Source organism: Enterobacter cloacae complex sp. IR5412 (genome assembly GCF_049237385.1).
GTDB lineage: Bacteria > Pseudomonadota > Gammaproteobacteria > Enterobacterales > Enterobacteriaceae > Enterobacter > Enterobacter intestinihominis.
Window position 1 is genome coordinate 69,217 of the sequence record NZ_JBMKHQ010000017.1, and the last position, 13,802, is coordinate 83,018.

Below are 13,802 nucleotides of genomic sequence, written 5' to 3' on the forward strand. Positions count from 1 at the left end.
AACACATAAGAAAACAATTTATTTAAAGGCATTATATTTTCAAATTTTGTCTATTGCTAGACAGATAATTTGTGTTGCAAGGCATCTCGAAAAGGCTAAAAATAAAACAAACTCGAACAAGGAGCCTATAGATTATGTTTTATAAACGATTTTCCCGCAGACGCAGCGAAGCTCTAGGCGAAGTTAATGACGTATTTACCTATGATCATATCCCCCGTGAAGCTAGGGTTCAGATCGCTACGTCTTGGCAAAAAATTGTTTATCAATCTTCCGAACTGCCTCGTTCTCTATACAAGTTTATATGCGAAGAATTAGGTATTCATAATTTACCGGTAACGAACCGTCTAAACAGCTGGGGTGATTCAGACCCATTCATTGATTTAGTGAATTTTTTCTGTGACTCACGAGACTGTACCGACGAAGTGTGCATAGATATAATTGATATGGTTAGTTTCGTTATGCACAAAACTTTTTCCCCATATAGAAATGATTTAATTCAGCCTGTCGTTGATAAAATAAACTTTCGCCTACAATCTCATGGGATTGGATACAGAATAGAAGAAGGCAACCTCATACGAATTGACACTGAATACACTCACAACCAAATAATTAAGCCCAGTATTGCAACTCTTGGCTCATCCAAAAAATACCAAAGCGCGTTTGACCAATTCATTTTAGCTTTCGATCATTTCAAAGCTAACAAACTTGAGGAATCTATCGTTTCAGCATGTAAAGCGTATGAATCAACACTAAAAATAATATTAAAAGACAATAAGATACAATTATCCGGCAACGAGACAATTAGCCAATTAGTGCCAAAGCTATTCACTCTAGATGGAATTCCGGCATTCCTTCAGGATGGCAATTTAAAATTATCAGGCATGCTTCAGGCATACATAGGAACAATACGAAACAAAATCGCAGCTCATGGCTCTGACGAACCCAGAAATATTGACATCGAACTTGTCAATTTCATGCTCAACATGACCGGTTCAAACATTCTATTTCTAACACGAATATTTAATTAAAAAGCCTGCTTCCTTATTAATTAATACATAATTATTTATGGGAAGCAGGTCTTCCTCATGCCACCATCAGCTTTACGCTTGCTCTACCCATAACGGTCAGGCCGAGTGTGCGTCGCTGGTAGCCATCATCTCCACGTGCACGAAACTCACCTTTCTCGACAAGTCCCTTTTTAATCAGCGCTCGAAGAGAGAACTGCATACTCTGCTTTGTGGTTTTGTATGGCAGAACCTCCAGCAGCTCATCGAGGTCAAGTAAATGGCCGCGATCGTGGCCAAGGTAAATAGTGCGCAGAATATCTTTCTGCTTATCTGTCAAAATCATTTGCTCGCTTCCTTACGAGATACGCGCCAGATCCAGCGGCGCATTTAATGGTTGGTTGTCGAATGCCAGTAGTGGCAACACGTCAGGCAATTCCCTGCCAAAGTCCGGGTTGCGGTAAACACCATAGAGCGGCGACGTAAAGCTAAGGTTGTGAATGTCCTTCAGCAATTTCACGATACTGGCTTCATCCACCAGCGAATCAGCGATGTCCTGCACGGTTGTGCCTCGGTTGCGCCCAGCTTTCGCCAACGATGAGTTCTTGTGGTAGTCGGCAACGAGATCCACCAGCGCGCGACCGCGGCGATTCTCGCCCATCGAGAACAGCTCTTTCACAATGCTCTCATTGTCGCCCGGGTCGGCACGGAAATGCCGCTGGAATACGCGCAGCGCACTTTCGTAACTCTTCGGACGCTCTGGTCGAATAAACTGATAGCCTGCCTTCATCGCAAACGGGTTGTATTTGCTCATCGAGGACTGGATTTCGATGATCGGCCTGTTGTGCATTCGGCTCACCAGGTTAATCATGCGATATGAAATACCCACGCCACGGTATTGTGTGTCCACCACTGAACGGCTGATCACTGCGAAATTGTTATTCACGTAACGCCCCCAGAACTGATTGGCCACCGTCGTGTTAGTGGTGGGCTTCAGTTTGGGGAACATGCGGTGACGCGGCGCCAGAAGCAATTTTGGAAAAGCCACAACAACAACGCCCACCAGCCGACCATCAAGCTCGCAGCGGTAATAGGTTGGTGCGAATGGTTTGCCGTCAGTTTTGTAGTGCAGCGATTTCAAAGCATTCCAATCATCCACAGTGCCGCGCGTCACAGTCATACGCTCCAGAAAATCCAAATGCTTCGGAAACTCTTCAGGCTTGTAGCGTTTGATGGTTACGTCGTTCATCGCACCACCTTCCGACTGCCATAACCACCGCGACGAATGGTTGAGGGGTGACGCGTCACAATATCCTCGATCGCCGGCAAACCACCCGCCTTCTTGTCGGCCAGGAACTTAACGCGAGCCTTTACGAACTCTTCAACGATGTAGCCCTGAAGATAAGTGAAAGCCTCCTGATCTGAAGGCATCAAATCATGGTGTTGACCAGTGATAAGCGCGATGTGCAAGGCTTCGTGCCAGTAAACCGACTCATTGTAGTTTTCAGGCAGATATACGCAGTGAACATTGGTGTCGTACTGGATATAGCCCAGGTCAGTGACCATGCCACCAACCCCCGCCACATATTCACTCTCATCCAGCCCATAGAGCTGTTTGATCACCTCCACATAGCGTTTCTCACCAAAAACCACGACGCAGCGGTTGTAATATGGGGCGACACGGAAGCCATAGGCGCCATGGGCACGAAGCCAATCTTGCCATTCAGCCTCGTGTGTCCAGCGGCGGCGCAGCTCAGCCCCTTCATAAATCGGGAAAACCTTTTTAAGCTGCATAATCCACCTTCACACGTTCTTTGTAGTGCTTGGTGATCTGCACATCCGGGCGCAGAGCATTTTTGAGGTCTTCATGCGTGGTTGCCACCATGACAGTTGCCCCGGCTTTGCGCGCTGCGCGCTGGAGATTGGATGCAACCACCTGGGCAGTTACTCGATCCAGAACAGCGCCAAACTCATCAGCAACCCATACCTTTGCGCCGGTTTCGATTAGCTTTGCGATTTTCAGGCGGTAACGCTGGCCGTCTGACATCTCAGAAGGTTTGCGAACAAACAAATAGGCATCGTTAAGCCCAGCCATAGATAACAGCCCCAATGCCTCGCTGGTGGTTTTACCCAGCTGGTCAATGACGTTCTTGCTGTCGTCAAAGGCAAAGTCTTCGATTGAGGCCACATCCTGACCTTCTTCTTTCATCAAACGCTGAAGCTCGCGCAACACCACCGATTTACCAGATCCTGATTGACCGGTGATGTACACGACATCACCAGAGCGGATTTCCAGCTCCAGGTTGTCGTAAAGAGACCATTCTTTTTCATCCAGACCCAGGCCAAACGATTCAGCGATCTCCAGCGTTCGGGTGGTCTTTGTGACACGCGTTTGGAAAGCTACATTGATGAGGTAGTTGCTCATGCCCCTTCCTCATCGACAGCTTCTTCAGAAACACGCTTCGCATAAGCCACAAATGCTTCTGCCCCGCTCTCTCCCGTCACTTCTTCCATGTGGGCAAGTAAATCCCCAACAACCAGCGCAGAGCCAGCGGGAAGCGTTTTAAAGCCCAACACGTCGATCACTCGCAATTCTGACTCCGCCACTTCCCGGGAGATCTCTTCATGCTCTTCATGCTGGCGCACGGATTCATGACCCAAGTCCATCACAAGAGAGTCGGTGGCCATGTCTTCCGTCATGCTACCAACCAAAACGCTCAGCTCACGCTCGTCGAAGCCAATCACCACCTCGTCGCCCAGCACCAGCTCTTCAAGCTCTTTTTGCAGCTTGATGGCATCGTAATCTGTACTGGCCAGACGGTTGTCTTCCAGACGCTTGGCACGAACAGAGACCTCGTCGAGATCGGCTCGGATAATTACCGGCACCAGGTCAAGCCCTGCATAAATTGCAGCTTCTCGGCGGCCGTGGCCGGTGATGATCACCATGTCTTTATCAACGGTGATTGGCTGGTCAAATCCACGCTTTGAAATTGCCGCAGCCAAATCACGAATCTGGGTTTCGTCGTGTTTTTTGGCATTGGCCTCATATGGAACCAGGGTTTTAGGGTCGAGATACACGATCTCAAATGGGGTGCTCATCAGTTACGTTCCTTGTAAAAGTCTGCGAGCCACACCAGGGCTTCTCCAGCGTCTTCCATGTCGCTGCCAGTATTAATGCCCTGCTCGGCAATGATCGATTTAATGGCTGTAGTGACTGAATCAGCAGAGTCGAAGGTGACTTTGAAGCGCATCGTTTGGTGCTCCACACCCAAACGCTCAACCTTCTCGCGTTTATCCTCTTCTGCCGCTTTCTCGTCGCCATCAGTCAGTCGCTCCAGTTCCGCCATATCGAAAGCCGCAGTTCGGGCCAGTGTCGCTGCCATCTCGTCATCAAATGGGGCGATTTCTGAAAGGCTGAAGCCAGTTTCTGACTGGATTTCTTCAATCAGACGCTGCAAAGCGAGTTGATCGTCTTCACCGTAGCGCTCGTTATCAACGAGAGACATTTGCTTTGCCACCACGTCGCTGATCTGACCAACGGTGATAACTGGCACAGTGGTAATGCCCTGCTCAATGGCTGCGCGCCAGCGGTGTTCACCACCGAGGATCTGGAATGAGCCATCTGGCAGCTCGCGAGCCAGGATCGGTTTAAAGAAACCCAGGCGGTCGATTGAGCCTTTCAGCTTTTCAAAATTCTGAAAACCCACGGCGTTTGTATTCCACGGGTTTGGCTGCAGTCGCCCTACTTCCACCTGCAAGATGTTAATTTTTACGTCCATGTTTTTGATATAATCCATTAAGTAACCAACTACTTATTAAATCATAGCCTGTTAGCACAATAAAGGCACTAAGGAAAGACACATGAGCGTTAGAATTGTATCAAACGCAGTGAACGCGTTAATTTCAGGGGCGGATGACAACGTAAAAAAGATAGTTCAGGACATGTTGAGCTACGATGTTGATGGCGCCTCATTTTCAGGTAGTGGTGGATGGGATGGTCGCAGCACCATGTTCAACTGGTCAAAATGCTCGTTTCCGGCTGGATTTGCAAGATCTATCGCGGCAAAGCTTAACCGCGCTGGTATTTCTACCGCTCACATTCGAAAGCCAATGGCTTCTGCACTCGGCAAGCCAAATCCCGCGGTAAACCCATTCCCCTACAACCCCGATTACGCTTATCAAGATCAGACCGTGGAAACCATGGTGAAAGTGGGCGGGATGATTGCCCAGGTCGCTACCGGTGGCGGCAAATCGAATATTGCCTGCAAAGCAGCTGCACGTATCGGCCGTATGACGCTGTTCATCACGACCCGATCAGTTCTGATGTTCCAAATGGCAGATAACTTTCAAAAATCCATCGACTATCGCGCTGAGAATGGCGAGCCGTGGCTTAAGGGGCAGAAGGTTGGTGTGATTGGCTCGGGCGAACTGAAGGTATCACGTCACATCAACGTTGCGACCGTTCAAACACTCTCCAGTTTTCTAAATGAGCCTGGATCTGACCTTTCTCCCGAGAAGCGCGCCCAGCACCTTAAGCGAAGAGAGCTTATTAAACAGCTACTTGCCAGCGTTTCACTCCTGATTTTGGAAGAAGCGCACGAATCATCCGGCTCCAGCTTCTACGACATCGCAAGACTCTGCCACAACGCAGATTACCGTTTGGCTTTAACCGCTACTCCGTTTATGAAGGATTCCACGGAAGCCAACATGCGATTGATGGCTGTTGCCGGCCGAATTGAGATTAAGGTGACAGAAAAATATCTGATTGATAAAGGTATTTTGGCAAAACCCTACTTCTTATACCATAAAATCGCGTACACTCCAGATGAGGCTAGGATTAAGGCTGAACTTGCATCAAAACACCTGAACTTCCGGGTTGTTATGAGCACGCCATACCAAAAGGCGTACCAACTAGGCATTGTTTACAACCTAAATCGTAATGCAGCGATTGTTCGTGCCGCTGTAATGTATAGGTCACACAAGTTAAACTGTATGACGTTGGTAAAGCACAAAAGGCATGGTCAGATCTTAATGGAGATGATGCAGGCAGAGGGATTGCGGGTTGACTTCATTTACGGTGAATCATCCCAGAAAGTACGACAAGCAAAATTGCAGAGCCTGGCTGCAGGCAAAATAGACATTCTCATTGGCTCCACCATACTCGATGTAGGCGTTGATGTCCCAAGTGTGGGCGCGGTGATCCTAGCTGGTGGTGGTAAGGCAGAAGTCGAGATGCGTCAGCGTGTCGGACGCGGTCTACGTGCTAAAAAGAATCAGGCAAATGTTTGTTTTATCTCTGACTTTATTGATAGTTCCAATAAGTACCTGATGTCTCATTCCTACGAGCGCAAAAACATCATTGACACTACACCCGGCTTCGCTGAAGGCGTGTTACCGGTCGATGGGAAGTTTGATTTTAATGTTCTGGGCAACTGATACATGGAAAAACCAAAACCTGTTTTTTGCCAGGTCGCTTTGAGTCCTCGCGCTAACGACAAAGTCGAAGCGTTTAAAGACAAACTCAAAGAATCTGGCGTCAAGATGACCAAGTCTGAGATAATCGACATGATCATCGCAGAAGTAAATATGGCCGACTTCGCGCGGTACTCGAAAAGGGCAATGGCCACCAGTAAAGCCGCACAAAGGATTATTGAACTGTACAACACCACCGACATGACCGAAGAAGATCGGGATATTCTGCTCGCTGGTTTGGAACACTCAAACACCCCAGAACCGAAGCCTTAACTTCACAATGGGCTGGTCTCGACCAGCCCGCTACCTCGGCACCTTCCCCACCACAATTAGATTGCGTGTTACCCTACTCAAAACACTTATTCGGACACCAGATGACTATCACCGACATTACATATGGCATACCTGCTGAGGTCTGGCCGCGAGATTACAAAGATGTTGAGCGCTCGCTTCAGTATTACCGCGCTAAGCGTGTTCCTGTAAAAGTGTCTTTAGAGGATGGCCAGGTATTCTCTCTCTTCGTATATGGGCTGCTGTCAGCGCGCAACAAACTTGACCTGACACCGAGATTCGACGCCAATGATCATCGCGTTCGTGTGCCGCTTGAGCGTGTGGCAACGATTGAGACAATTAAGCAAAAAGAGGTGCAAACGAACTTTGAAGGCAGAATGACGATCAATGCTGATGATTACCAAAATCAGCCATCAAAGCGCGACTTCTTTAAAATTTGTCGCCAAGCGCATCAAAGCGAAAAGCTGATCCGCGTGTACATGGCGGATGGTAGAGAAATCGAAGGTGAATCCGTAGGTGTCAATGCCAGCCAAGTGAATGTCAGACAAGATGGCGGCAAGCAGCTGATAGTGCTTTTCGATTGGGTTGATCGCATCATTCCCTTTTGAGTGATAAGCTCTAACTCGATAAAATGATTTTTTATAAAATTCAAAAGTTGGCAACGCACAGCCATACTTACCAAGAAATAACTTACACTACACGCACTTGACTGATTGAGAGGTTATTTGATGTTAGACCGGCAGAGAAAGAACAACGATATTACATTCATCTTTTCATTACTTAGCACAGTAATTACCTTCAACAGTAAGCAAGGGATGTTTGACATAAACAAAACAATGGAGATTGTTCTTACTGACCTTTTAAATAAGGTTTACGATCTTTCTTTGATTAACTTGAATTTAATAAAACACAACCACCCAGCAATCGATCTCGGTGATACCTTGAATGGTATCGCTGTACAAGTTACATCTGACGGCTCTAAGTCTAAGTTTGATAAAACAATGGATATGCTCGTTAAGCATGGCTTAGATGTAATCTATAACAACATTTGGATTATTATAATTTCCAATGACAGATGTGAAAGTTATACGCGAAAGGGCTTCTCGACACATATCAGAAATCTTTCAGATGTGGCAAATGCAATATGCGAAAAACCTGAATATGAATTTGATTCCATCTACTCATTCTGCGAAAAAAACTTCAGCGCTTATTTCCCTGTGAAAAACGCTAACATCTTAGAGCTAACCCAAGTAGTTGGTAGTGACCTTGGTTTAACCATTAATAAATTCATTGAAGCTAACAAAATTGACTTCATCAATGATGACACAAATTTCACAGAAGATGATATTAGGAAAGACTTAATAACTTTAAAGTCTAAACTGTCAAAACTCAATGAAATGCAAAGAACGTTTATTTTTCGTGTAATGGAATATACTTTAGTTAATAATGGGGATAATTATATTGAATCTTGCATTATGCCTGTCAGTGCAGTCATGAGCGGCCGACATTTCTATGAAAAAAAAGAAATAAAAGAGGTTGCAGATTACCTTGAACAAATCAGGCTTGCTTATTATGACGAAGATAACTTCAGACTTAACTGTGCAACATATATGGTTTCATTTACAAAGGGAATTTACTATGATTTCGACTATATGGCAGCAATCGTAGAATATCTCAGATTTACAGGTACAGAAGACAACCTAAAAAAAATAATTTATGATTGCGATTTTTCATTAATCAATTAAAATGAATTTAAGTGTATTTGCGCGAAAGAGATTGCTTTCGCGCAAAGCTAGCATTATTTCATTACCAAGCTGTTTTGTTGATATAGAAGTTTGCCCCGGCATTCACACCGAATCGGTAAACAGCTTCTTTGCTAACGTTTGCTGTAACCTCAGCTGTCTCGCCGGCACAAAAGGGAAATGCGTTTGAAAGTCTGGCGCCGATAATGTGTTCCCCGGGCGCAAGGTAAAGGCTCACCTTCTCAGACATCGCCACTTCGGCCACATCTTTCCCATCAACTGCCACCGTCGCGGTGCAGAATGCTCCCTTGGTTCCAGAATCGCGTTTAACGACCGTTAGCACCGTGCCGGTGGCGGATTGTGTAAGAGTGCGATCGATGATCTGCTTCGATGGCACTTCTTTTGCTTCACTGGTCGCTACTGGTTGGTTGGAGCAAGCGGAGAGAAGGAGTACAGCAGCTGTTGCAGCGAAATAGGCAATTTTCATATTCATCCCGAATCCATAAGGGCAATCTAATTTAAGTTATGTAGTGCAGGCTTGTTATTCACCGTTGCATCATATCAGCAAGCTATAAGGTTATCCATGCGGCAGCGGTTAAGTGGTTAATTGTTGAGTCGGTCAATTATATATAAGGCCAATACAGCCAGTGGCTGTAATATTTTATTGGTCGGTATGGTCAACCGGTCGATTATATATAAGGGGAGTAGCCGAAATAGGCGATTTATTGAGGGAACACCTTCCTTCCTTATACGCTTATTTCTAGGGTTTTGCTTTTTTCATCTTTTTTTAAAAAAATTCACAAAAAGGACTTGCACGGTTTTTTAACTCATCCATAATGCAACACATCGAAAGCAAACACGCTAACGATAAACAAAACTTTCAGCGCATTGCGCAAATATATAGGATTAAAAATTATGTCTAATATCATCTCAAAAAAATCTGTTCTTGAAGCTGCTACCACTGTTGCAACTGAATTAGCTGAAACTGTTGCAAGCGTCGAACAAAATTACACTACTCGCTATAACGCTGGACAAGATACCAAAGCAGACAAAAAAGCGATGCAAGCTGCTAAAACTAAACTTGCATACTTCACTAACAACGTTTGCAAGCCACTGACAGACGATAAAGCAAATAGCGTGTTTTATTATGCGATTAAAGCAAGCAAGCAAACGCCAGAGCAGTTTTTCCGCGAAGCAATGGAGAATAGCTATAGCTTAGAAAAACTGGTCTACTTGATTAATTCTATCCGCTCTAAACGTTGCGAATACTCATTAGCGGATCAATCTGGTTCACGCGTTTTTGCAATTGTTGAAATTATCAAAGATGAAATGGAAGTTTTCACCAATGGCGCAATTAAAACGCTGATGGATGAAGCGAAGAAAGAAAACGAGAAGCAAGCGGATCAAACGTATACGCAAGCAAATCAGTTAATCGCTATGTGTGAACGTTTGGGCTTGATTGAGAAAATCAAAGGAGCTGGCGCAGCCAAAAACGGATCACAGCAATATAAACTGTTAGATAATGATTTTGTGTCTTATATCCGTGATGCTTTCGCAGTAGCTCAATAAAGGAATATAGCGCCCACTATGGGCGCTTTTAAATGGACACAATAGAATGACTAAGCAAGAATATTTAAAGCGCCAAAATAAAGCATATTTGAAATTTAAAGCGGAGCTTTGCGCGGAACTACAAGCGGAAGTTGACGCAATGAATTTAAATTTTTTCGATGTTGTTAATGGTTATATGACGGAAAGAAAAAAACGTTATATGTTTTTAGTCGATACAATCGGAAAACTAAAACGCGATCTTTACTGCTAATTTTAAGCGCCCACTATGGGCGCTTTTTTGCTTTCCAGATCCGCACCACTTCAGCGCCCACTATGGGCGCTTTTTTCGTTGTGTCGCAGCAAACGAGACAAGCCCAAAAATCGACGCTATGAGACGATCACAGAGACGCGTTTTAACGTTGGGTAATGCGTTACCACACGTTATGGATTCAAGCGCTTAGAACGCTTTACAGCGCGTTTAAATCGCCATGTTTAAATTGTGATCGTTGTCTGGTGTAACGTTGCCAATATGGGCGCGCTGTTATGTGTCGGTATGGTGCGGCATTGTGCGCTGGCATCGCGTGGCGCTGGTACAATGTGCGCTTGCTGGCTGGCGTGTCTGGCTGGCTATCCAGTGGTAAAGGCGTAAAGCCATTCAGGTGGATGCTCGGCAAATGGCTGGGGTCGATTCTGGGGTGTCCCTGGCCACCGCCCTACCCCACTCCTAAAGCCAAACCTGCTGTATACCGAAATCCCTATACCGAAAGCTGGCCGTTTCCCGAAAAATTCCCCTACCCGTTTCCCTGCGGCTCCCCTTCGAGGGCTATGGCCGTTTTCAAAAATTTCCCTGCGGCCACGGTTCCCAAACAAAAAAGCGCCGTTTCCGACGCTCTCCCCTTCCCTTCTCGCTACTTCCCTTCCAGCATTATCAGCTCGTGGCTATTGCGGGTCTTAAACGTGATTTCTGGTAATTTCAGCTTCCACTCAAAGTCACCCGCTTCCAGAATGACACCGGTATAGCGTTCTGCTTGATCCGCGTATCGCTTTGCAGTGGATGTCACCCAATCAGGGTCTAATCCGTTTCGCGTGTTGTAGAAGTGCATTGCGATCTGGATAGCCATCTCAAATCGACGGGATGCACAATTGCGGTCGCGCAGTGGGAAAACGAATAATCCAGTACCGGTGCGAACCACCAGCGCATTGCCAATATCCCGCTTGTAAAAGCGATTGGACTTGAGCGCTAGCTGCAGGTCATTAATCTCATATGCCCCCAGAGTGCTTGTAACGTCCTTCCCGTCCACTGTAACGCTTCGCACGTCGTGGTGAATGGTGTTAAACAGGACTTGTGCGTTACCCAGGCGGGTGTCCATCTGGTAAATCTGATTCATGTGCTTTTCTCGTTATTTGTCTTAACAACTTGTTTTGTTATGGGTCTAATTATCGCAATGCTCACACGGCAGTAAATACGTTGTTTACGGCGTTGCTGGTGGCCTGCGGTAAGCCGGATGGTCGGTTAGCCTCCGGGAATGTGGGTGGGTTATCCCACCAGCCTGAGCTGGTGAGGTTGGTTGTTTACCATTCTTCGTAGGGAAGCTCTTCGATGACCGGCGCATCCATATCGAGGTGGATGTAGCCATAACCGGCGTCATAAATGGCTTTCAGGTTTGCGTAGCCGAAATCGGTCAGGCCATCGGACTTCAGATCGTCCAGCCCACTACCCTGGGTTGCATCGATGCGGAGAATTGCCCCGCCGTCAGTGTCGTGAACCCACCAGCCGTAATTGACGTTTCTGCACTTCTCTTCAATGAGGCGCATGTCCTCTTCGCGAACGTGAGCGGTAGAGATGATTGCTGTTTTGATTGTGACGATATTCATGGTGACCTCTCAGTGCATCAAGCCGATGTCTACGCTCTCGCCACCTTCAGTGAGGCGGATCATCAGCATTGCGAATGCGTTGAGTGGATAGCCGGCGTGCCATTCAGGAGCACGGTCATCAATCATGAAGTCGGCTACATCAAAGAGTGCGCCTTCGTGGTGGAAGAAGCGGGTGCTGCCCTGGTCGTCATATTCGACGTGATCCATTTCGTTCTGCTCGGCTTCGTTCAGGTCAAGCCAGGAAAGCAGGTGGACGTTTTCTGCTTTGGGTGTAAAGTTAAATTCGGTCATGTGTTTTTCTCTTGTTTTGTTGTTGGACTAATTATCGCAAGTGACACACGGCAGAAAACAAATTGTTATCGGGCATAAGAAAATGGCGCGGGTTAGCGCGCCATTGTGGTTTAAGCAGTCTGGCCTGCGGCCAGCACATCAGCAGGTAGATAATTGTCCAGCGTTACGCCGGAGGTAATCTTCATGCCATATGCGCCGATCCAGGTGCTGGTGTTGTCGATGCCTGTCTCAATGAAGTCAGTAACCTCACCCATCAGGGTTTCGAACAGGTCTTTACCAGAAGCACGGTAATGACCCTCAATAGCCACCAGCAGTGGGTCACTGCCGTCCATAACAGTTTGCGCACCGATGGAGTACACCGCAGGTTGCGCTTTGTCTTTCGGGGTTGTTCGAAGCAGGGTATTAATCTGCTTCTCAAGCCCTAAGGACGTATCACGGATCTGGACAGTAATCTTTGCCACCTTGTCGCCGTCTTCAGTGCGTTCAGAGGCGTAATACATGTCGTAAACCAGTTCTGTTGCCTTGTATGTCATATGACCTCCATGTCATGTTTAGTCGCGGACATTTTAGATAGGTAGTTACCTACTTACAAGCAGAAGGGCGCTAACCAATGCAAAAAGCCCCATCTGGGGCTTAGTCGAATGACTTGAGGAATGCTTCTACATCACGATGAGCAACGAGGTCGAGATAAGTTGTCCAGATTGCGTCAGTCGCTTGGCATCCAGTGAAATAGCGACGCTTAAGGGTTTTGTAATATTCACCACTAGCATGACTCATATCGAACAACGAGCCAACGTCATCACTATCGCCATTACTCCAATCTGCAATGACCAAGGTTGGCTCATCATCGCGCATGTCGATGCTCACCACCCAACGCGCATCAATGACAGTAAAGTTACCATCCACCAGCTCTTCATAATCGTTGTACTCTTCTTTGGTGATCTCGCGGAAATCAGACATTGATTCGTTCATGTGCATATCCTTTTAAACAATTTGTTTTCTTATGCGTCTTATTATCGCATGTGATTAAAGGCAGTAAACAAAATGAGTCAGGGGAGATGCGGGGTGAACGAACCAAAAAAAGCCCACCAAGGATTGGAGGTGGGCTGACTGAATTAGTCAAAGGCACATGATTATACTGCTACGTCGATCGTTGCTCGCTGAATCTCCATCTGGGCAATCTGGTTAACAAGAACCAGCACCCGCTCAAGTTGGTCTTTAGGGAAGTGCTGAATATTTGCGAATCTGTACTTTCGATTTGTGCGCATAACAGAGATGGACAGACGCTCGCCCACTTTGTAGCGTTTGCACTCGCCGCTCTCAAACGACTTATGCTCAAAAATCTTCTCACGGAACACGCCGATGATTACCCCGTTCGCTGTGATATCCACCAGATTCACGCGGGAGATAGAGCGCTTAACCGGATTGAACGTGCTGCGATGGTAGTTAGCGATAGCTTGCATCAGATTCATATTCACACCATGTAAACAATTTGTTTTCTCGTTGGTGTAAATAATACAGTGTCCCAAGAGGGCACAAAGCATAACGTATCGGGTGCTGGTGGATGATCGGCAGCTGC

The 13,802-nt window shown here is 46.5% G+C and carries 20 protein-coding genes; 7 read left to right on the plus strand and 13 right to left on the minus strand.

Annotated features, from left to right (window positions below; genetic code table 11):
* Positions 1–134: 134 nt before the first annotated feature.
* Complete coding sequence (locus ACOTX2_RS22055) at positions 135–1,028, plus strand: STM4504/CBY_0614 family protein (protein WP_057057283.1); 894 nt, start codon at positions 135–137, stop codon at positions 1,026–1,028.
* A gap of 55 nt (positions 1,029–1,083) precedes the next feature.
* Here the strand turns inward: ACOTX2_RS22055 and ACOTX2_RS22060 are convergent, their stop codons facing one another.
* From ACOTX2_RS22060 to ACOTX2_RS22085, 6 genes are read right to left on the minus strand one after another with little or no spacing between them, the layout of a single operon-like run.
* Positions 1,084–1,350 (minus strand): hypothetical protein, encoded by a 267-nt coding sequence (locus tag ACOTX2_RS22060; protein WP_057057284.1) that lies wholly within the window; start codon positions 1,348–1,350, stop codon positions 1,084–1,086.
* Between the two features lie 12 nt (positions 1,351–1,362).
* Positions 1,363–2,253, minus strand: coding sequence for a hypothetical protein (locus ACOTX2_RS22065; RefSeq protein WP_057057285.1), 891 nt, complete (start codon positions 2,251–2,253; stop codon positions 1,363–1,365).
* The gene (locus tag ACOTX2_RS22070; RefSeq protein ID WP_057057286.1) at positions 2,250–2,798 is read right to left on the minus strand and encodes a hypothetical protein; all 549 of its coding nucleotides are present in this window, start codon (positions 2,796–2,798) and stop codon (positions 2,250–2,252) included. The genes ACOTX2_RS22065 and ACOTX2_RS22070 overlap by 4 nt, the downstream gene beginning before the upstream one ends.
* Positions 2,788–3,429 carry an ATP-binding cassette domain-containing protein gene (locus ACOTX2_RS22075; RefSeq protein WP_057057287.1) on the minus strand — a complete coding sequence of 214 codons (642 nt, stop codon included), beginning with the start codon at positions 3,427–3,429 and terminating at the stop codon, positions 2,788–2,790. Before ACOTX2_RS22075 ends, ACOTX2_RS22070 begins: the two co-directional genes overlap by 11 nt.
* Positions 3,426–4,103, minus strand: a complete 678-nt coding sequence (locus ACOTX2_RS22080) for a ParB/Srx family N-terminal domain-containing protein (RefSeq protein WP_057057288.1) — start codon at positions 4,101–4,103, stop codon at positions 3,426–3,428. Before ACOTX2_RS22080 ends, ACOTX2_RS22075 begins: the two co-directional genes overlap by 4 nt.
* Positions 4,103–4,801: a ParB/RepB/Spo0J family partition protein gene (locus ACOTX2_RS22085; RefSeq protein WP_057057289.1), complete on the minus strand. Its 699-nt coding sequence runs from the start codon at positions 4,799–4,801 to the stop codon at positions 4,103–4,105. Before ACOTX2_RS22085 ends, ACOTX2_RS22080 begins: the two co-directional genes overlap by 1 nt.
* Positions 4,802–4,865: 64 nt before the next feature.
* Here ACOTX2_RS22085 and ACOTX2_RS22090 point away from each other — a divergent pair, with 64 nt between their 5' ends.
* From ACOTX2_RS22090 to ACOTX2_RS22105, 4 genes are all read left to right on the plus strand, one after another.
* Positions 4,866–6,440, plus strand: a complete 1,575-nt coding sequence (locus tag ACOTX2_RS22090) for a DEAD/DEAH box helicase (RefSeq protein WP_057057290.1) — start codon at positions 4,866–4,868, stop codon at positions 6,438–6,440.
* 3 nt (positions 6,441–6,443) lie between these two features.
* Positions 6,444–6,749, plus strand: coding sequence for a hypothetical protein (locus ACOTX2_RS22095; protein ID WP_057057291.1), 306 nt, complete (start codon positions 6,444–6,446; stop codon positions 6,747–6,749).
* 101 nt (positions 6,750–6,850) lie between these two features.
* Positions 6,851–7,375, plus strand: coding sequence for a transcriptional regulator (locus tag ACOTX2_RS22100; RefSeq protein ID WP_057057292.1), 525 nt, complete (start codon positions 6,851–6,853; stop codon positions 7,373–7,375).
* 120 nt (positions 7,376–7,495) lie between these two features.
* Complete coding sequence (locus tag ACOTX2_RS22105; RefSeq protein WP_219989671.1) at positions 7,496–8,512, plus strand: SMEK domain-containing protein; 1,017 nt, start codon at positions 7,496–7,498, stop codon at positions 8,510–8,512.
* A 61-nt stretch (positions 8,513–8,573) separates the two neighbouring features.
* Here the strand turns inward: ACOTX2_RS22105 and ACOTX2_RS22110 are convergent, their stop codons facing one another.
* Complete coding sequence (locus ACOTX2_RS22110) at positions 8,574–9,002, minus strand: hypothetical protein (protein ID WP_057057177.1); 429 nt, start codon at positions 9,000–9,002, stop codon at positions 8,574–8,576.
* A 422-nt stretch (positions 9,003–9,424) separates the two neighbouring features.
* On the opposite strand from ACOTX2_RS22110, the gene ACOTX2_RS22115 reads away from it, so the two are divergent.
* Together ACOTX2_RS22115 and ACOTX2_RS22120 are read left to right on the plus strand one after the other, a co-directional pair.
* Positions 9,425–10,078 carry a hypothetical protein gene (locus ACOTX2_RS22115; RefSeq protein WP_057057176.1) on the plus strand — a complete coding sequence of 218 codons (654 nt, stop codon included), beginning with the start codon at positions 9,425–9,427 and terminating at the stop codon, positions 10,076–10,078.
* Between the two features lie 46 nt (positions 10,079–10,124).
* Positions 10,125–10,328, plus strand: coding sequence for a hypothetical protein (locus tag ACOTX2_RS22120; protein WP_057057175.1), 204 nt, complete (start codon positions 10,125–10,127; stop codon positions 10,326–10,328).
* Positions 10,329–10,965: 637 nt separating this feature from the next.
* Here ACOTX2_RS22120 and ACOTX2_RS22125 read toward each other — a convergent pair.
* The 6 genes from ACOTX2_RS22125 to ACOTX2_RS22150 all read right to left on the minus strand — a co-directional run bounded on the left by ACOTX2_RS22125 (position 10,966) and on the right by ACOTX2_RS22150 (position 13,695).
* Entirely contained in the window at positions 10,966–11,445 is a 480-nt protein-coding gene (locus tag ACOTX2_RS22125) for a hypothetical protein (protein ID WP_421625986.1), read from the minus strand.
* Between the two features lie 184 nt (positions 11,446–11,629).
* Positions 11,630–11,932, minus strand: coding sequence for a hypothetical protein (locus ACOTX2_RS22130; protein WP_057057173.1), 303 nt, complete (start codon positions 11,930–11,932; stop codon positions 11,630–11,632).
* Between the two features lie 9 nt (positions 11,933–11,941).
* Positions 11,942–12,223 (minus strand): hypothetical protein, encoded by a 282-nt coding sequence (locus tag ACOTX2_RS22135; RefSeq protein WP_057057172.1) that lies wholly within the window; start codon positions 12,221–12,223, stop codon positions 11,942–11,944.
* A 110-nt stretch (positions 12,224–12,333) separates the two neighbouring features.
* Complete coding sequence (locus ACOTX2_RS22140) at positions 12,334–12,756, minus strand: hypothetical protein (RefSeq protein WP_057057171.1); 423 nt, start codon at positions 12,754–12,756, stop codon at positions 12,334–12,336.
* A gap of 100 nt (positions 12,757–12,856) precedes the next feature.
* On the minus strand, positions 12,857–13,195 hold the full coding sequence (locus ACOTX2_RS22145; protein WP_057057170.1) for a hypothetical protein: 339 nt from the start codon (positions 13,193–13,195) through the stop codon (positions 12,857–12,859).
* A 161-nt stretch (positions 13,196–13,356) separates the two neighbouring features.
* Positions 13,357–13,695 carry a hypothetical protein gene (locus ACOTX2_RS22150; RefSeq protein WP_057057169.1) on the minus strand — a complete coding sequence of 113 codons (339 nt, stop codon included), beginning with the start codon at positions 13,693–13,695 and terminating at the stop codon, positions 13,357–13,359.
* Positions 13,696–13,802 lie beyond the last annotated feature (107 nt).